This is a genomic window from Phaeacidiphilus oryzae TH49 (genome assembly GCF_000744815.1).
GTDB lineage: Bacteria > Actinomycetota > Actinomycetes > Streptomycetales > Streptomycetaceae > Phaeacidiphilus > Phaeacidiphilus oryzae.
Genome location: NZ_JQMQ01000005.1, coordinates 765,620 through 781,806, shown reverse-complemented (window position 1 = coordinate 781,806; position 16,187 = coordinate 765,620). Strand labels below are relative to the sequence as shown.

Annotated in this window: 15 protein-coding genes, 1 pseudogene and 1 riboswitch; of the genes and pseudogenes, 6 read left to right on the top strand and 10 right to left on the bottom strand. The window is 73.3% G+C overall.

Annotated elements, in window-relative coordinates:
* The first annotated feature begins 321 nt into the window (after positions 1–321).
* A riboswitch (cyclic di-AMP (ydaO/yuaA leader) is annotated at positions 322–503 on the top strand.
* A 4-nt stretch (positions 504–507) separates the two neighbouring features.
* A pseudogene (locus BS73_RS07855) lies at positions 508–861 on the top strand (transglycosylase family protein); the annotation flags it as partial.
* A gap of 12 nt (positions 862–873) precedes the next feature.
* Here BS73_RS07855 and BS73_RS07850 read toward each other — a convergent pair.
* Positions 874–1,608 (bottom strand): TetR/AcrR family transcriptional regulator, encoded by a 735-nt coding sequence (locus BS73_RS07850; RefSeq protein ID WP_161789656.1) that lies wholly within the window; start codon positions 1,606–1,608, stop codon positions 874–876.
* 81 nt (positions 1,609–1,689) lie between these two features.
* Between BS73_RS07850 and BS73_RS07845 the strand changes: the two genes are divergently transcribed.
* Positions 1,690–2,892, top strand: a complete 1,203-nt coding sequence (locus BS73_RS07845; protein ID WP_051939676.1) for a macrolide family glycosyltransferase — start codon at positions 1,690–1,692, stop codon at positions 2,890–2,892.
* A 105-nt stretch (positions 2,893–2,997) separates the two neighbouring features.
* Here the strand turns inward: BS73_RS07845 and BS73_RS07840 are convergent, their stop codons facing one another.
* The 4 genes from BS73_RS07840 to BS73_RS07825 form a co-directional block, all read right to left on the bottom strand.
* Positions 2,998–4,011: a zinc-dependent alcohol dehydrogenase family protein gene (locus BS73_RS07840; protein WP_037570618.1), complete on the bottom strand. Its 1,014-nt coding sequence runs from the start codon at positions 4,009–4,011 to the stop codon at positions 2,998–3,000.
* Positions 4,012–4,111: 100 nt separating this feature from the next.
* Positions 4,112–4,999 (bottom strand): carbohydrate ABC transporter permease, encoded by an 888-nt coding sequence (locus tag BS73_RS07835; RefSeq protein ID WP_037570616.1) that lies wholly within the window; start codon positions 4,997–4,999, stop codon positions 4,112–4,114.
* On the bottom strand, positions 4,999–5,958 hold the full coding sequence (locus BS73_RS07830) for a carbohydrate ABC transporter permease (protein ID WP_037570614.1): 960 nt from the start codon (positions 5,956–5,958) through the stop codon (positions 4,999–5,001). The genes BS73_RS07835 and BS73_RS07830 overlap by 1 nt, the downstream gene beginning before the upstream one ends.
* A gap of 55 nt (positions 5,959–6,013) precedes the next feature.
* On the bottom strand, positions 6,014–7,402 hold the full coding sequence (locus BS73_RS07825; RefSeq protein WP_084703887.1) for an ABC transporter substrate-binding protein: 1,389 nt from the start codon (positions 7,400–7,402) through the stop codon (positions 6,014–6,016).
* A gap of 249 nt (positions 7,403–7,651) precedes the next feature.
* On the opposite strand from BS73_RS07825, the gene BS73_RS07820 reads away from it, so the two are divergent.
* Complete coding sequence (locus BS73_RS07820) at positions 7,652–8,614, top strand: sugar-binding transcriptional regulator (protein ID WP_051941360.1); 963 nt, start codon at positions 7,652–7,654, stop codon at positions 8,612–8,614.
* Positions 8,615–8,628: 14 nt separating this feature from the next.
* On the opposite strand, the gene BS73_RS07815 is transcribed toward BS73_RS07820, so the two are convergent.
* Positions 8,629–9,477, bottom strand: a complete 849-nt coding sequence (locus BS73_RS07815) for a helix-turn-helix transcriptional regulator (protein ID WP_037570612.1) — start codon at positions 9,475–9,477, stop codon at positions 8,629–8,631.
* A 217-nt stretch (positions 9,478–9,694) separates the two neighbouring features.
* Between BS73_RS07815 and BS73_RS07810 the strand changes: the two genes are divergently transcribed.
* Both BS73_RS07810 and BS73_RS07805 read left to right on the top strand, forming a co-directional pair.
* Positions 9,695–11,056 (top strand): MFS transporter, encoded by a 1,362-nt coding sequence (locus BS73_RS07810; protein ID WP_235215347.1) that lies wholly within the window; start codon positions 9,695–9,697, stop codon positions 11,054–11,056.
* The gene (locus BS73_RS07805; RefSeq protein WP_037570608.1) at positions 11,053–11,802 is read left to right on the top strand and encodes an SDR family NAD(P)-dependent oxidoreductase; all 750 of its coding nucleotides are present in this window, start codon (positions 11,053–11,055) and stop codon (positions 11,800–11,802) included. The genes BS73_RS07810 and BS73_RS07805 overlap by 4 nt, the downstream gene beginning before the upstream one ends.
* On the opposite strand, the gene BS73_RS07800 is transcribed toward BS73_RS07805, so the two are convergent.
* The 4 genes from BS73_RS07800 to BS73_RS07785 form a co-directional block, all read right to left on the bottom strand.
* Positions 11,789–13,009 (bottom strand): epoxide hydrolase family protein, encoded by a 1,221-nt coding sequence (locus BS73_RS07800; protein WP_084703886.1) that lies wholly within the window; start codon positions 13,007–13,009, stop codon positions 11,789–11,791. The two genes, BS73_RS07805 and BS73_RS07800, sit on opposite strands and share 14 nt — an antisense overlap.
* Positions 12,996–13,595 (bottom strand): TetR/AcrR family transcriptional regulator, encoded by a 600-nt coding sequence (locus tag BS73_RS07795; protein WP_051939675.1) that lies wholly within the window; start codon positions 13,593–13,595, stop codon positions 12,996–12,998. Before BS73_RS07795 ends, BS73_RS07800 begins: the two co-directional genes overlap by 14 nt.
* Positions 13,596–13,678: 83 nt before the next feature.
* Positions 13,679–14,281 carry a muconolactone Delta-isomerase family protein gene (locus BS73_RS40640; RefSeq protein ID WP_037570607.1) on the bottom strand — a complete coding sequence of 201 codons (603 nt, stop codon included), beginning with the start codon at positions 14,279–14,281 and terminating at the stop codon, positions 13,679–13,681.
* Between the two features lie 118 nt (positions 14,282–14,399).
* Positions 14,400–15,074, bottom strand: a complete 675-nt coding sequence (locus BS73_RS07785) for an MOSC domain-containing protein (RefSeq protein WP_037570605.1) — start codon at positions 15,072–15,074, stop codon at positions 14,400–14,402.
* 77 nt (positions 15,075–15,151) lie between these two features.
* Between BS73_RS07785 and BS73_RS34470 the strand changes: the two genes are divergently transcribed.
* Positions 15,152–15,742, top strand: a complete 591-nt coding sequence (locus BS73_RS34470) for a HutD/Ves family protein (RefSeq protein ID WP_084703885.1) — start codon at positions 15,152–15,154, stop codon at positions 15,740–15,742.
* The last annotated feature ends 445 nt before the right edge of the window (positions 15,743–16,187 follow it).

The window sequence follows — 16,187 nt, the reverse complement described above, 5'->3', positions numbered from 1 at the left end:
GGCCCGGACGGTGGTCTTGAGCGAAACGTACGCCAACCCGCCGACGGGCACGGTGCCTGCGCTGTGCCGGCCTCCGAATTCGGCGCGCTTTGTGGGGAGTTGACACCTGCGAAGGCCGCATTCCAAACGACGGCCGGCCGCGCCGAATTCCGGTCCGACACGCCGGCCTCGCCCGATTCCCGGATTTAAACGTGGACCGGTGGGTTCGGGTGCGGAATCCCCCGTAAGCACCACAGCGACAACACCCATGCGGCGGAGCATAATTGAGTTGATGTTAAAAGCATGATTAGCGTTCGAATGGGCCCGCAGCCGTGGGCCTGCGCCGCGGGAACGCCGAATCCCGACCACCGCGCGCGCCGTGAGCATCGAAGAGTCGGTCGGGAGCGGGGGAACCATCGCTGCCGCGCAAGGTCGCGGCTAGGGGTGAAGCCGCGGGCGCGCGGCCGGGGCCGTACAGGCTCCGAACCCGACAGCTCACCTCGTAGGCGTGACACGGGAAACGTGCACATGAGTGTGTGCAGTAATACCGAACGCTTCGTCGTCTCCACCGCATTCGCCTTCGCCGGAATCTCGATCGCATTCCTGGTGCCGAACGCCGCCGCTCGCACATCCGCCGCACCGACCGCCGTCTGGGAGCGCGTCGCGGCCTGCGAGTCCTCCAACCGCTGGCACGTCAACAGCGGTAACGGCTACTACGGTGGGCTCCAGTTCACCTCCTCCACCTGGCGCGCCTACGGCGGCCACCGCTACGCCCCCCGCGCCGACCTGGCCAGCAAGGGGCAGCAGATCGCCGTCGCCGAACGGGTGCTGGACGCCCAGGGCCCGGGCGCCTGGCCGGTCTGCTCCGACCGGGCGGGCCTGCATGACTAGGCGTCACCGCGGTGCCGGTGGCGGCGGATCGACCGGGGCGCCGGGCCCATGACGGCCCGGCGTGTCGTCCGAGGTGGTGCCGCCGCGCCGACCGGCTTCGGCGAGCCGCCCCACGGCCGAGGCGAGTTCCTCGGCGTAGCGGTCGACGACCTCGGGTGAGTCGGCCGCCGCGCCGAAGAGCGCGCGGGCCAGCTGCGGGTAGACGGCGAGGGCGTTGCCGGCGCTGATCGTGATCAGCAGCAGCGCGGCGGGGTCGATGCGGTCGTCGACCTCGCCGGCGCGCTGCCGCTCGCGGATCCGCTCCACCTCGTGGCGGAGCCGGGCGTCGCGCTCCTCGGCGTCGGGGCCGGCTTCGCCCTCGCCCTCGCCCTCGCTGTCGGTGAGGCCTTCCCAGGCCAGCAGGCGGCCGCCGAACCGGGGGTCCACACTGGCCCGCACACCGCGCCGGACCTGCTCGCCGAGGTCCAGGTCATCCGGGATGGCCTGCGCCTCGTAGGCCCGCCAGCGGCGGCCGATCTCGCGGTAGAGGCCGTCCTTGCCGTCGAAGTAGTACGAGATGAGCTGCTGGTTCACGCCCGCGCGCCGGGCGATCTCGGCGACCCGGGCACCGGCCGGGCCCTTGGCGGAGAAGATCTCCACCGCTGCGTCCAGAATCCGCTCCCGGGTCCGCTCGGCGTCCCGCTGGCGCTCGCCTGGGGCCGGTGACCTGCGCTTACGGGGGGCGTCCGGAGTGTCCATGGCCATGATTGTGTCATATGGGCGAGCGATTCAATCAATCAGACGTTTGACAAATCCATGTCTCCGGTTGACGGTAGGGGCATGGCTCATATCGCCTTCGTCAGCCTGGCCGAGGCCGGGCATCTCAATCCGACGCTGCCTGTCGCCCGGGAGCTGATGGCCCGGGGGCACCGGGTCAGCTATCCGGCCGACGCCTCGATGGCCGAGCGGATCCGCCCCACCGGCGCGGAGATCGTGCCGTACCGCTGCGAGCCCGCGGCCGATTCCGCGGCCGAGCCCGCCGCCGAGCCCCTGGTCATCGACGGGATGGACGCCGCCGCCCGCGCCGCCCTCGGGATGCTCAAGCAGCTCGCGCAGGTGCTGCCGCAGATCGAGGCCGGCTACCGGGACGACCGCCCGGACGTGATCGTCAGCGACTGGCTCGCCTGGGCGGGGCCGATGCTCGCCGCCAAGTGGGGGATCCCCCGCGTCCAGTCCTGGAGTGCCCACGCCGCCAGCGAGGGCTACGACTTCGGCGCGTTCGCCGACCAGATGTTCGCCGGCAGCCCGTGGAAGCCGGAGTTCGACGCACTCCTCGCCGACGTCCAGGCGAGGCACGGGGTACCGCCGTTCGCGCTGCGCGACTTCTACCGTCCGGCCGAGTCCAACCTGGTGTACCAGCCCAGGGCCTTCCACGTGCGCAACGAGACCTTCGACGACCGGTACGCCTTCGTCGGCCCGACCCGGCTGCCCGGGGCCGAGCCGGCCGGCGGCGGCTGGGGGCCGCCGGGTCGTCCGCTGGTCTATGTCTCCCTCGGCACGATCATCAGCCGCCCGGACTTCTTCCGCACCTGCGTCCGGGCCTTCGCAGAGCTGCCCTGCCGGGTCCTGATGTCGGTCGGCGACGGGATCGAGCCGGCGGCGCTGGGACCGCTGCCGCCGGGGGTGACGGCCCGTCAGGAGGTGCCGCAGCCCCTCGTCCTCGCCCACGCGGACGTCTTCGTCACCGCCGCCGGGATGAACTCGGCGATGGAGTCGCTGGCCGCCGCCGTCCCGATGGTGGCCGTCCCGCACACTCCCGAGCAGCGGACCACCGCGGACCGGATCGCGGAGCTCGGCCTGGGCCGCGTGCTGGCGCCCGCCGAGGCCACCGCCGAGCGGCTGCGGGAGGCGGTGGGCGGCCTGCTGCACGGCGACGACACCGCCGCCCTCCACGGCCGGCTGGAAGCGATGCGGGAGGAGATATGCAAGGCGGGCGGCGCCCCCCGGGCGGCCGACGCCATCGAGTCCCGTCTCCCCGGCTAAGCCGCGCGCGGCCCTTGGCCCGCGGTGGGTGCCCCGCCGCCGGCCGCCGCCGCGGCCCACGCGGACCGAACCGGCGGCCGGTCTGCCGCCCGCCGAAGCCGGCGCCTACGCCTCCGCGTTCGGCAGTACGTGGATCTTCGGGCCCGCGCCGGTGGCGCCGGTGCGGACGGCGTCGACCGCCTCGGTGTAGCCGTCCAGCGGGTAGGCGTCGCCGAGCAGCGGGGCGACGTCCACCGCACCTGCCGCGATCAGGTCGACGGCCGGCGCGTAGCTGTTCAGCACCGCCATCGAGCCCAGGATCCGGATCTCGTCGTTGTAGATCCGGAACGGGGAGACCGGGACGACGGCCTCCGCGTCGGCGACCCCGAAGACCAGCAGGGTGCCGCCGCGACGCAGGGCGTCCAGCCCGGAGGCGATCGCCGCCGGCGCGCCGGTGGCATCCACCGCGATGTCGAACCCCCTTGCCCCGCCCGCGAGTTCGCCGACCGAGGTGGCGGTGGAGGTGAAGCCGAGCGCCTGCGCGATGGTCAGCCGCTCGCCGGCCCGGTCGACCACCGCCACCTCGGAGGCGCCGGCCCGGCCCAGGAGCTGGGCGATCAGCAGGCCCATCGTCCCGGAGCCGATGACCAGCACCCGCTTGCCCAGCACCGGACCGAGGAGGTCCACGCCGTGCACCGCGCAGGAGAGCGGCTCGATCATCGCGGCGGTGCGGAAGTCCGGTACGGAGTCCGGGAGTCGGTGGACGTTGGTTGCCGGGACGGCGACGTACTGGGCGAAGGCGCCGTCGACGGTGTCGCCGACGGCGTTCCAGTCGGCGCAGAGGTTGCCCCGCCCGATGCGGCAGTACTCGCACCTGCCGCAGTACAGCGACGGGTCGACGGCGACCCGGATGCCCACCGGCAGCGCGGGGTCGTCGGAGGCGGCGATGGTGCCCGCGAACTCGTGCCCGGGGATCAGCGGGTACGGGGAGGGCGGGAACTCGCCGTCCAGGATGTGGAGGTCGGTGCCGCACACCCCGCAGGCGGCGACCTCGACCACCACCTGCCCGGCCGCCGGCGTCGGGTCCGGGACCTCGGTGACGCGGACCCGGCCGGGCTTGTCGATGACCACAGCGCGCATGAAATCTTGCTCCAAACGGTGGGGGTTTGCTCGTCGTAGGTCGATTCGGTGACCGGTGACAGGAGATCGATGCCCCTGCGCCTCCCCGGCCCCGGCGCGGTTACTTCACCGCGCCCATGGAGAGCCCGCGGACCAGCTGCTTCTGCGCGATCCACCCGGCCAGCAGCACCGGGAGGCAGGCCAGCGTCGCCGCGGCGGCCAGCTTCGCCCAGTACAGGCCCTCGCTGGTCATCAGGCCGACCAGGAAGACCGGCATGGTCGCGGCCCGGAAGGAGGTCAGGTTGAGGGCGAAGAAGAACTCGTTCCAGGAGAACAGCACGCAGATCAGCGCGGTGGCGGCGATCCCGGGCGCGGAGATCGGCAGCAGCACGCGGGTGATCTCCTCCCGCCGCGAGACCCCGTCCACCCGGGCCGCCTCCAGCACCTCGACCGGCACCTCCAGGAAGAACGAGCGCAGCATCCAGACCGCGATCGGCAGGTTCATCGCGGTGTAGAGGACGACCAGCGTCCAGACGCTGTCCAGTGCCCCGAGGTCGCGGACGGCCAGGTAGATCGGGATGATCGCGGCCACCGCCGGCAGCATCTTCGTCGAGATGAAGAAGAACATGGCGTCCCGCCACTTCGCCACCGAGCGGATGGACAGCGCGTACGCCGCCGGCACGCCGAGGGCCAGCACCAGCAGCGTGGAGACCGCGGTGGCGATCGCCGAGTTGCCGAGGTAGGGGCCGATCCCGGCGGAGAACACGGCACGGAACTGGCTGAGGGTGGGGGTGAAGATCAGGTGCGGGGTGGTGGTGTAGGCGTCCGCCTCGTACTTGAACGCGGTGAGCGCCATCCACAGCACCGGGAAGAAGAAGACGATCCCGCAGATCCAGGCTCCGGCCGCCCAGGCTGTGCGGCCGATCCTGCGCCGGACCGCGCCCCGGCGGCGCGGCGGTGCCGCGGCCGGTGCCGCCGGTCGTGCGGGGGCGGTGAGTTGAGCGGCCATCAGGAACGCCTCCCGGTGGTGTCGTTGGCGGCGGAGAAGACGGTGAAGAGCATCCGCAGCGCGACCGAGGCGACGATCAGCGTGCCGATGACGGTGACCACCCCGAGCGCCGAGGCCTGGCCGACGTCGAAGCCGAGGAAGGCCCGCTGGTAGAGGTAGTACGGCAGGTTGGTGGTGGCCGTGCCGGGCCCGCCCTGGGTCATCATGTAGATCACGTCGAAGGTGTTGACCAGGTAGATCGCCCCGAGGAGCACGCCCAGCTCGATGTAGGGGCGCAGATGCGGGACGGTGATCGCCCGGAAGGTGGTCCAGGCCCCGGCGCCGTCCACCCGGGCGGCCTCCAGCACGTCGGCGGACTGGCTCTGCAGCCCGGCCAGCACGATCAGCATCATGAACGGCGTCCACTGCCAGACCAGCACGGCGACCACCGAGGAGAGCGGGAACTGGCTGGTGAAGTCGACCGGGCCGGCGCCGACCAGGTGGAGCAGCCAGTTGACGATGCCGTAGGTCGGGTCGAACATCGTGGTCTTCCAGAGCAGCCCGGCGACCGTCGGCATGATCAGGAACGGCGCGATCAGCAGGGTCCTGACCACCCCGCGGCCGGGGAACTTGCGGTCCAGGAGCACCGCGAGGCCGATGCCGAGCACCATCGAGATCGCCACCGCGAGCGCGGTCATCTCGATCTCGGTGAAGAGCGAGTCGCGGAACTCGCTGTCGGTGAAGACGTCCGCGTAGTTGGAGAACCCGACCCAGTGCCGCGATCCGGGGCGGACCAGGTTCCAGGACTCGAAGGAGAAGACGATCGTCAGCAGGAAGGGGATCTGGGTGACGATCAGCATGAAGACCAGAGCCGGGCTCAGCGGTATCCGGCGGCTTCTGGCCTCGGCGCGCGGGCTTCGCCGGCCGCCCGCGGGGCGGCTGAGCTCCGGCGCGGAGGCGGTCGGGGCGAGGGCGGCCATGGCGTGGGTGCCTCCCAACTCTCGTGAGATGAGGTGTCTTCGACGGTTGGTCAGATCACTGCTTGCGGTAGGTGCGGCCGACCGTCTCGGCGTAGGACTGGGCCTGGGACAGTGCCGAGGGGACCGACTCCTGTCCGGCGACGGCGGCGGAGATCTGCTGGCTCACCCGGGTGCCCAGGTCCTCGAACTCCGGGATGTCCAGGAACTGCACGCCGGTGTACGGAACCGGCTGGACGCCTGGCTGCTGCGGCCGTGCGGTGCTGATCGAGTCCAGGGTGGGCTGGGCGAACGCGGCGGCCGCCTTCCGGTACTGCGGGATGGCGTAGGTGGACTCCCGGCTGCCGGGCGGCACCCGGGACCAGCCGAGCTTCGAGCCGACCAGTCTGATGTACTCCTTCGAGGTGGCCCAGGAGACGAACTGCCAGGCCGCGTCCTTGTGCTGGGAGGTCTTGGGCAGGGCGAGCGACCAGGAGTACAGCCAGCCGGAGGAGGGCGTGTCGACCACCGGCGCCGGCGCGTAGCCGACCTTTCCGGCGACCTTGGAGGACGTCGGGTCCTCCAGCGTGCCGGCCGCGGAGGTGGCGTCGTACCACATCGCGGCGGTGCCCTGGCCCATGTCGGTGCCGCATTCGGTGAAGCCCGAGGTGGCCGCGCTGGGCTCGCCGTCCCGGTGGACCAGGTCGGTGTAGAAGGAGACCGCCTTCTCGGTGGCGGGTGAGTCGAGCTTCGCGTTCCAGTCCTTGTCGTACCAGGTGCCGCCGAAGGTGTTGATGACGGTGTCGAGCGGCGCCAGGTTCTCGCCCCAGCCGGGGTCGCCGCGGAGGCAGATGCCGGCCATGTTGTGCCCGGGGTCGTTCAGCACGTCGGCGAAGTGCGCGACCTGCTGCCAGGTGGGGTGGGCCGGCATGGTCAGGTGGTGGGCGGCGAAGAGGTCCTTGCGGTACATCAGGAACGACGACTCGCCGTAGAACGGCACCGAGTAGAGGTCGCCCCGGTAGGAGAGCGACTGCCGGATCGGGCCGATGAAGTCCGCCGGGTCGTAGCCGGCGGTGTTGTTCGCATACGGCTGGAGGTCCACCAGCCAGCCGTTCTTGGCCCACATCGGGGTCTCGTAGTTGCTGATCATGACGACGTCGAACTCGCCACTGCCGGTGGCCACCGACTCGGTGATCTTCTGCCGGGCCTCGTTCTCCGGCAGGGTGACGTAGTCGATGTGGATCCCCGGATGGGTCCTGGTGAACTCCGAGGTGAGCGTCTCGACGTCCTGCATCTGCGGGTTGGCGACGATCGCGACGGTCACGGTGGTCCCGCCGGACGCGCTGCCGACCTCGCCGGCGCCGGCACAGCCACTGGCCGTGAGGGCGAGCACGGCGGTCAGTGCGGCGGCGCCGGTGGTGGTCGCGGCCCGGCGGTGGGGGCGTCCGGCGGCTCTGGGTATCGGCATCTCTCTGGGCTCCCGTGCCTGCTCGTCCTGCTGGGTCTTCCTGTCCTGCTTGCCATCGGCGTATGGTGCTCATCTGAGCGCGGCAAGTATCATCTGAGCGACGCTCATTGAAGTACTGTCAGATCCGGCCGTCAAGGTCACCCGTCAGCTGCTTTCGTGGAGGTTTCGGTCTCCCCCCGCGGCGAATCGGTCCCGAAGCGGTCGCGGCAGGGGAGGTGGGGAACGGTGGCGGCGGTCGGAACCGGCGGCATGGGGCCGGGCGAGCTGATCCAGGCGGCGGCCATGGCGCGGCGCTTCTACCTGCAGGGCCGCTCCAAGGTGCAGATAGCCGAGGAGTTCGGGGTCAGCCGGTTCCGGGTGGCGCGGGTCCTCGACCGCGCGCTGGAGACCGGACTGGTCCGGATAGAGATCCGCACCCCGGACGAGCTGGACGCCGAGCGCTCCGACGCGCTGCGCGCCCGCTACGGGCTGCACCACGCGGTGGTGGTCACCGCCCACGAGGAGGAGGGTCTGCCCGACCCGGTCGGCCTGGGCGGCTCGGCGGCCCGCCTGATCGGCGAACTCGTCGAGGAGGACGGGGTGCTGGGCCTCGCCTGGGGCAACGCGGTGAACGCCACCGCCGACGCCCTCACCACCCTCCCGCACTGCACGGTCGTCCAGCTCACCGGCGTCTACGACGGCGGCCCGAACGGCACCGGCACCCCCGGTGTGCCGCCCGGCCAGGCCGGCTCGGTCGAGTCGGTACGCCGGGCCGCCCGGATCTCCGGCGGCTCCGCGCTGCCCATCTACGCGCCGCTGGTGCTCCCCGACCCCGGGACGGCGGCCACCCTGCGCGCCCAGCCGGGCGTGGCCAGGGTCTTCGCCGAGTATCCGCAGGTGCGGGTGGCGGTGGTGTCGATCGGCGCCTGGGGGCCCGGGGTCTCCACGGTCTACGACTCGCTCAGCTCGGAGGAGCGGGAGCGGCTGGCCGACGAGGGCGTCGTCGGCGAGATGGCCGGACTCCTCTTCGACGCCCAGGGCTCGCTCACCGCACAGGAGTTGACCGACCGCTGCGTCGCCATCGGCGCCGAGGATCTGCGCGCGGTCCCCGAGGTGCTCGCGGTGGCCGGCGGGGTCCGCAAGGCCCGCGCCATCGGTGCCGTCCTCCGCTCGGGCCTGATCACCTCGCTGGTCACCGACTCGGCCGTGGCGGAGCGCCTCCTGACCGAATGACCCGGGGCGGCGGCCTAGCCGCCGGCAGCCGGTCGGCTCGGGTGCCGACTGGCGTGGAGGGAGCCGAGGAGCTTCAGGGCCTCGGCGCTGGGGGTGGCGGGTTCCGCGTGGTAGATGACCAGTTGCTGGCCGGGGGCCTCGCGGACGTCGAAGGACTGGTAGGTGAGGGTGAGGGGGCCGACGTCGGGGTGGACGAGGTGCTTGGCGTCCCGGGTCTTGCCGCGGACGTCGTGGGCCCGCCAGAGGCGCGCGAAGTGGGAACTGCCCTCGCTGAGGGCGGTGACCAGTTCGCGCAGCCGTGGATGGTCGGGGTCGAAGCCGGCGGCCTCGCGGAGGTTGGCGACGGCGGACTGGGCGGCCCGATCCCAGTCCTGGTAGAACCGCCGGCCCGCCGGGTCGAGGAAGGTCATCCGGGCCAGGTTGTCGGCCGGGGTGAAGGCCGAGTAGAGCGCCTCGGCCAGCGCGTTGGCGGCCAGGAGGTCCAGGGTCCTGTTCATCACGAAGGCCGGGGTGCCGGCGTAGCCGTCCATCAGCTGCCGCAGCTCGGGGCTGACCCGCTCGGCGGTGTACAGCGGCGGGGCCGGCTCCGGGGCGGTACCGGCCAGCCGGTGGAGGTGCGCCCGGGCGTCGGCGTCCAGCCGCAGCGCGCGGCCCAGGGCGTCCAGCACCTGGGCTGACGGGCGGCGCTCCCGGCCCTGTTCCAGCCGGGTGTAGTAGTCGGCGTTGACGCCGGCCAGGACGGCCACCTCCTCGCGGCGCAGCCCGCTGACCCGGCGCACCCCGTAGCCGGTCATCCCCACGTCCTCGGGCCGCAGCCGGGCCCGGCGGGCGCGGAGGAACTCTCCCAGGTGGTTGCCGTCCATACGTCCAGCGTAAGGGCCGGTCCGCGGGGCAGCCTGGGTGTGCCGCACCCAGGCTGCACGCGTCCTGGCCGCCGCGGGACGAGCCGCCCAGACTCGGTGCCGGAACCGACCGACCCCTGGGACTCACATGCGGACGACACGCAAAGCCGACCCTGGCACAACCGACCCTGGCACAACCGACCCCGGCACAACCGACCCCGGCGCAGCCGCACTCCTGGTGCTGTGCGCCGCCCACTTCATGGACGCCGTCGACCTCTCCGACGTCAACGTCGCCCTGCCCGCCATCCAGCGCGACCTCGGCATGGGCTCCGGCGCGCTGCAGTGGATCGTCTCCGCCTACGCCCTCGGCTACGGCGGGTTCCTGCTGCTCGGCGGGCGGGTGGCGGACCTCTTCGGCCGCCGCCGGGCCTTTCTGGCGGCGGTGGCGGTGTTCGCCGTGGTGAGCCTCTTCGGCGCGCTGGCCCCGAACGGCGGGCTGCTGATCGCGGCCCGCCTGGTGAAGGGCGTGGCGGCGGGCTTCCTTGCTCCCGCCGCCCTCTCACTGATCACCACGGGCTGGCCTGAGGGGCCGCGGCGCGGCCGCGCCCTGGGCTGGTACGCCACCGCGGGCGCCTGCGGCTTCGTCGGCGGGCTGGTGCTGGGCGGGGTGCTCACCGAGCTCTCCTGGCGGCTGGTGCTGGTCCTGCCGGCGCCGATCGCCGTGCTGGCCCTGCTCGCCGGGCTCCGGCTGCTGCCCGCGGACCCGCCGGCCGGGGAGCGGGCCCGGGTCGACGTCCCCGGCGCGCTGACCGCCACCGGCGGCCTGGTCCTCCTGGTGTACGCCATCACGCGGGCGCCCGAGGAGGGCTGGGGGTCCGCCGGCACCCTGGTGCTGTTCGCGGCTGCGGTGCTGCTGCTGGCCCTCTTCCTGCGGATCGAGTCCGGGACGCGCCGGCCGCTGGTGCCGCTGCCCTTCCTGGCGCGGCGGAGGACCGCGGGGACCAGCCTCACCATCTTCGCGATGTGGGGCGGCTACACCGCGTTCGCCTTCATCGCCACCCTCTGTCTGCAGAACGTGCTCCACTGGTCGCCGCTGCGGACCGCCGGGGCGTTCGTCCCGCTCGGACTCGTCAACGGCGGCCTGGCGCCCTTCGCCGGGCGGCTGGCCGCGCGGTTCGGCGCCCACCGGATGATCGCTGTCGGGATGCTGCTGCTGGCGCTGTCGTACGCGCTCTTCTTCCGGATCGGGCCCGGGGCCTCCTTCACCGGCGTCGTCCTGCCGGTGATGGTGCTCAACGGGCTCGGCACGGCGGCCGTCTTCCCGGCGCTGAACCTGAGCGCGGTGGCCGGGGTGCCGGACCGGGACCAGGGCCTCGCGGGCGCCCTCCTCAACACGTCCATGCAGATCGGCGGCGCCGTGGTGCTCGCCGTGGTCACCGCCGTGGTCGAGTCCGGGCAGCCGGCGGGGGCGGGGCCGGCGGGCGGGGCGCCGGCCGGATACGCCTCCGCGACCGCCGTCATCGTCGCCGTCGTGCTGGCCGGACTGGCCGCGGCGACCCTCCTCCGCCACCGCCCCGACCTGAACCGGGAGACCGCATGACCACCAACGAATTCGCCGGAATGACCGCCCTCGTCACCGGGGCCGCGCGCGGCGTCGGCCGGGAGACGACCGCGCTGCTCACCGCGCGTGGCGCCCGGGTGCTCGCCGTCGACCTGCGCGGACCCGAACTCGCGGCCCTCGCCGAGGAGACGCCGGGCGTGGTGACGCTCACCGGGGACGTGGCCCTGGAGGAGACCGCGGTCCGTGCGGTGGGCGCCGCCCTGGAGGCCTTCGGCCGGCTGGACATCCTGGTCAACAACGCCGGCCGGACCCTCAACAAGCCGGTCACCGAGACCACCGCCGAGGACTGGGACGAGCTGCTGGCGGTCAACGCCCGCGGCGCCTTCCTCCTCGCCCGCGAGTGCTTCCGGGTCATGGCCGCCCGAGGCGGCGGCGCCATCGTCTCCACCGGCTCCTATGCGGGCACCGTCGGCCTGCCGCAGGGCGCCGCCTACAGCGCCTCCAAGGGGGCACTGGCCCAGCTGACCAAGGTGCTGGCGCTGGAGGGCGGCCCGCTCGGCATCCGGGCGAACCTGGTCGCGGCGGGCGTGATCGAGACGGACTTCCTGGACACCTTCCGCCCGGACAGCCGCGCGTATCTGACCTCCTTCGGCGACGCCCATCCGCTCGGCCGGGTGGCCGGCCCCCGGGAGATCGCCGAGGTCCTCTGCTTCCTCGCCTCGCCGCGCTCCTCCTTCGTGACCGGCGCCGTCCTGGCCGCCGACGGCGGGTTCACCGCGGGCTGAGGCCGGGGGGGCGACGGTACGGGCGGTAGAAGGCGGTGATGTCCTCGGCCAGCAGGGCCGGCTCCTCGTGGGCGGCGAAGTGGCCGCCACGGGGCATCCGGGTGTACCGGGCGACCTCGTAGGTGCGCTCGGCCCAGGAGCGCGGGGGGCGGCTGATGTCGGCGGGGAAGACCGCGACGGCGGTCGGAACCTCCACCCGGGCCACCCGGTGGGTCAGGCCCTGGGCGTACTCGTAGTAGGGCCGGAAGGAGGTGGAGATGCTGTTGGTGAACCAGTACAGCGAGGCCTGGGTGAGGAGGAAGTCGTCGGTGAAGCGGGTGGAGAGGTCGCCGCCGCAGTCGCTCCAGGCCCGGTACTTCTCGACCAGCCAGGCGAGCAGCCCGGCGGGGGAGTCGGAGAGGCCCTGGGCGAGGGTGAGCGGGCGGGTGCTCTGCTGGTGCTGGTAGCCGCCCTCCTGCTGCTGCCAGGCGGTCAGCGAGTCCAGGTACTCCCGCTCCTCGGCGGTGAGTTCGGACGCCTGGTACGAGGCCGGGGCGGCCACCGCCAGCAGGTGGATGCCGACCAGGGACTCCGGGTGGGCCTCGGCGAGCCGGGAGGTGATGCCGGCGCCCAGGTCGCCGCCGTGGGCGGCATACCGCTCGAAGCCCAGGACGTCGTGCATCAGGCGGTGCCACAGGTCGTGGGTCTGCTCGGCGGCGGTGAGCGCCGGGCGCTGCGGGGAGAACGGAAAGCCGGGGAGGGCCGGGACGATGACGGTGAAGGCGTCCGCCGCCTCGCCGCCGTAGCGGCTGGGGGCGGCCAACCGCTCGGCCAGCGCGGTGAGTTCGAGGACCGTGCTGGGCCAGCCGTGGGTGAGGACCAGGGGCAGTGCGTCCGGGTGCTCGCCGTCGTAGCGGAGGTAGTGGAGGGGAGTGCCGTCCAGATCGGCGAGGTGTGCCGGGAGGGCGCCGAGCTCGGCCTCGCGGGCCCGCCAGTCGTAGCCGTCCGCCCAGTACGCGACCAGGCGGCGGAGCTCCTCCGGATCGGTGCCGGCCGCCCAGCCGTCCAGCGGCCAGCGCGCGGCCCACCGGGTACGTCTCAACCGCTCGCGCAGATCGGCGAGTTCGGCGTCAGAGACGGCGGGGGCGCCGGGGACGGCGGGGACGGCGATCAGCGGACGGGCGGCTCGGCTGCTGCCCTCGCCGCTGCGGCTGCTACTGCTCGGCATCGCGGCCTCCAGTGGGTTCGGTCGTACACAGTGCCTTGGTGATCGCCGCTCGGGTGGACGCGCGGGAGGACGGTTCGGTCGCCAGCAGCTGATGCATGATCAGGCCCTCCAGCAGCGCGTCGAGTTGCCCCGCGGTCTCCGGATCGGTGAAGCGGGCCAGCACGGCCCGGCTGTCGGCGGTCCACCGCGCGGTGAGGGCGCGGAGGGCGGGGTCACGCAGGGCGGCCAGGTGGAGCTCGAAGCCGAGTACCGCGCTGCGGCTGCGGGCGGGTCCTCCCTGCACGAGCTCCACCAGGACCTCGACGAGCTCCGCCCGCTCGCGCACTCCCGTGAAGAGTGCCGCGAACTCCGCCGTCCGCTGCTCCACATAGCGGGCGAAGGCCTGTGCCTGGAGGTCGGCCAGGCTCGCGAAATGGTAGGTGACCGAGCCCAGCGGCACGTCCGCCCGCGCGGCCACCTTCCGATGGGTCAGGCCGGCGGCCCCGTCCGAGACCAGGGCGTCGAGCGCGGCGTCCAGGATCCGCGCGCGCCGCTCCGGGTCGTGCCGGCGGGGCCGACGTTCGTGTCGCTGCTCTGCGGTCGCCATAGGAACAAACGTACACCACCTTAGGAACGATTGTTCTTATCGGAACCAAGAGCTCGGGAGCCCGGAACCTCCGGGGCAGGACGTCAGGGCCGGCTCGCCGGGTCGCTGGGATGCGCGGTGAGCGGCGTCGTCTCGGTGGTGAGCCAGGGGGTGAGGGGCAGGGTGCCGAGGATGTCCCGCATCTCCTCGGGGGACCCGGCCCGCCAGAGGCCGAGCGCCCTTCCGTCCCCGGGAAGGCGCCAGAGGCGGGCCAGATGCCCCTCCGCGGCCAGCTCGCGGGTGCGGACCGCCTCGGCCGCGGTGGCCTCCTTGAAGGCGTCGGCGGGACCGCCCTTCGCGGGATCGACGACGAAGAGGACGAAGAACTCGGGGGAGTCCGCACCGCCGTCGGAGGCGGCCGGGCCCGGATCGTTGGGATGCGGGGCGAGCGGGGTGACCTCGTCGCTCCGCCAGATCCGGAGCGGCATGCCGGCCAGCGTCTCCTCCAGCCACTTCGCGTCCGGGGCCTCGAACAGGCCGAGGCTGCGCCACTCGCCGGGCTGCAGCGGGGGACGCCACAGCCGCAGCAGGCTGCCCTCCTCGGCCAGTCGGGCGGAGTTCGCGGCCTCGCGGGCGCGGACGTCGTCGACCTCCGCTTCCGGGGTCCCCGCCGGGACGGTGGTGGTCATCGTGACGAGGAATTCCATGTCGGATGCTCCTTCGACGAAGCCGGCGCCGAGTCGGGCAGAACGCTACCCGGGCAATCGGGCGTTCCGCATGTTCAGGCGAGCGGGCGGACATCGTCGAGCCCGCGGTGGGCGGTCGTCAGTCGAACGGCAGCCGCTTGCGCGCGCGTTCGCGGAGCTCGGCGGGGAGGGCGGGGGCGTCGAGGAGGCCGGGCAGCAGCTCCGGAGCCGTGGTGAGGGCGCGGAAGGCGGTGGCGACGCTGACCTCGTGGCCGCTCGGCCGGTACTCGACCACCACGCGGTCGCCGCCGCGTATCTCGCCCGGCTCGACCACCCGCAGGTAGGCCCCCGGCAGGGCGGCCAGGGTGAACCGCTTGATCCAGCCCGGCTCCTCCATCCAGCCCTGAAACGTCCCGCAGGGGATCCGCGGGCAGCTGACCTCCAGCAGCACGTCCCGGCCGATCCGCCAGCGCTCGCCGATCAGGGCGCCGTTGACGTCGACTCCGGCGGTGGTGAGGTTCTCGCCGAAGCCGCCGGCGGCGATCGGCCGCTCCAGCCGCAGCTGCCAGTCGTCCAGGTCCTCCCTGGCGTAGGCGTAGACGGCCTGGTCGGTGCCGCCGTGGTGCTTGACGTCGCCGACGGCGTCACCGGCGAGCCCGACCTCGCCGGTGCCCTTCGGGCCGGGGGCGGAGACGCCGACCGGCCCGTCGGCCGGCTGCTTGTCGAACCAGGTGTACCCGGCGGTCTTCCACGGATTGGGGCGCGGGCGGCCGACGTTGACGGAGAGGAGGCGGGGTTCCGGGAAGGCTGGCATGGGCCGAGGATAAGCGGCCGGGGACGGTCGCCTCACCGGGTTTTCCGCCGGGGCGGCCGGCATGTGATCATCGGGCCATGACGGATCTTCGGGTGCTGCGGGCGGCCGGGCGGCCGGCCGTCCCCTGGCGCAACGGCGGCGGGGCGACCAGGGAGGTCGCGTCGGCGCCGGCCTCGGCCGGGGCGGACGGCTTCGACTGGCGGGTCAGCCTCGCCGAGATCGCCGAGGACGGCCCGTTCTCGGCCTTCCCCGACGTCGACCGGATCCTCACGGTCGTCGAGGGCGACGCGGGGATCGAGCTGACCGTGGACGGCGAACGGCACGGCCTGGAAAGGCCGTTCCGGCCCTTCGCCTTCCCCGGCGACGCCGCGACCGAGTGCCGGCTCCTCGGCGGGCCGGTGACGGCGCTGAACCTGATGACCGGGCGGGGCCGGGCGGCCGGCCGGGTCGAGATCGTCCGGGACCGGGCCGTCGAGCCGGCCGCCGAGGCGGGCGAGGAGCGGCTTCTGGTGGTCCTGTCCGGCACCGCGACCCTCCCGGCCGCAGCCCTCCGGCTTCGCCGCCATGACGCGATCCACCACCCGGCCGCCTCCGCCGCCGCCCGCACCCACGTCCACGGCACCGCCGCCGTCATCACCGTCACCACCACCCGGCACCCCACCCCGTAGCCCTGCCGCGGCCGGACCGCCGAGACCCGGCCACCGCGCAACGGCGCCGCGACTCTCGCCTGGTCTCCATGCGTCCGGTGGCCTGGCGGACCCCCGCGGTCGTGTCCGACACCGGAAGACCCGCGACTCGCCACCACCGGTCTCCGGTGGACCTCCCCCTCGGCCCGGTCGCTGCGCGACGGCGCGGTGGTCCCCGTCTGGACCTGGCGCGCCCCCGGGACCGGTAGGCCCCTGCGCTCCGTCCCCCAGCGGAGGCCTGCGGCGTGCCGTCGCCCGTCTCCGGTGGGCCTCCGCCTCGGCCGGCTGTGAGGCCAGGTGGCTGCGCGACGGCGCGGTGGTCCCCGTCTGGTCTTGGCCTGCCCTGGGGGTCGGTGGGCGCCTGCGCTCCGTTCGACGGCGAAGGCGTGCGGCGTGCCACCGCCCGTGTCCGGTGGGCCTCCGCCTC

Excerpts from the sequence above, each read along its gene's own strand:
- BS73_RS07830 (WP_037570614.1), bottom strand. The coding sequence starts at position 5,958 with ATGGCCGCCCTCGCCCCGACCGCCTCCGCGCCGGAGCTCAGCCGCCCC.
- BS73_RS07785 (WP_037570605.1), bottom strand. The coding sequence starts at position 15,074 with ATGCCAGCCTTCCCGGAACCCCGCCTCCTCTCCGTCAACGTCGGCCGC.
- BS73_RS07835 (WP_037570616.1), bottom strand. The coding sequence starts at position 4,999 with ATGGCCGCTCAACTCACCGCCCCCGCACGACCGGCGGCACCGGCCGCG.
- BS73_RS07795 (WP_051939675.1), bottom strand. The coding sequence starts at position 13,595 with ATGGCGACCGCAGAGCAGCGACACGAACGTCGGCCCCGCCGGCACGAC.
- BS73_RS07825 (WP_084703887.1), bottom strand. The coding sequence starts at position 7,402 with ATGCCGATACCCAGAGCCGCCGGACGCCCCCACCGCCGGGCCGCGACC.
- BS73_RS34470 (WP_084703885.1), top strand. The coding sequence starts at position 15,152 with ATGACGGATCTTCGGGTGCTGCGGGCGGCCGGGCGGCCGGCCGTCCCC.
- BS73_RS07800 (WP_084703886.1), bottom strand. The coding sequence starts at position 13,009 with ATGCCGAGCAGTAGCAGCCGCAGCGGCGAGGGCAGCAGCCGAGCCGCC.
- BS73_RS40640 (WP_037570607.1), bottom strand. The coding sequence starts at position 14,281 with ATGGAATTCCTCGTCACGATGACCACCACCGTCCCGGCGGGGACCCCG.
- BS73_RS07850 (WP_161789656.1), bottom strand. The coding sequence starts at position 1,608 with ATGGACACTCCGGACGCCCCCCGTAAGCGCAGGTCACCGGCCCCAGGC.
- BS73_RS07815 (WP_037570612.1), bottom strand. The coding sequence starts at position 9,477 with ATGGACGGCAACCACCTGGGAGAGTTCCTCCGCGCCCGCCGGGCCCGG.
- BS73_RS07805 (WP_037570608.1), top strand. The coding sequence starts at position 11,053 with ATGACCACCAACGAATTCGCCGGAATGACCGCCCTCGTCACCGGGGCC.
- BS73_RS07840 (WP_037570618.1), bottom strand. The coding sequence starts at position 4,011 with ATGCGCGCTGTGGTCATCGACAAGCCCGGCCGGGTCCGCGTCACCGAG.
- BS73_RS07820 (WP_051941360.1), top strand. The coding sequence starts at position 7,652 with ATGGGGCCGGGCGAGCTGATCCAGGCGGCGGCCATGGCGCGGCGCTTC.
- BS73_RS07845 (WP_051939676.1), top strand. The coding sequence starts at position 1,690 with ATGGCTCATATCGCCTTCGTCAGCCTGGCCGAGGCCGGGCATCTCAAT.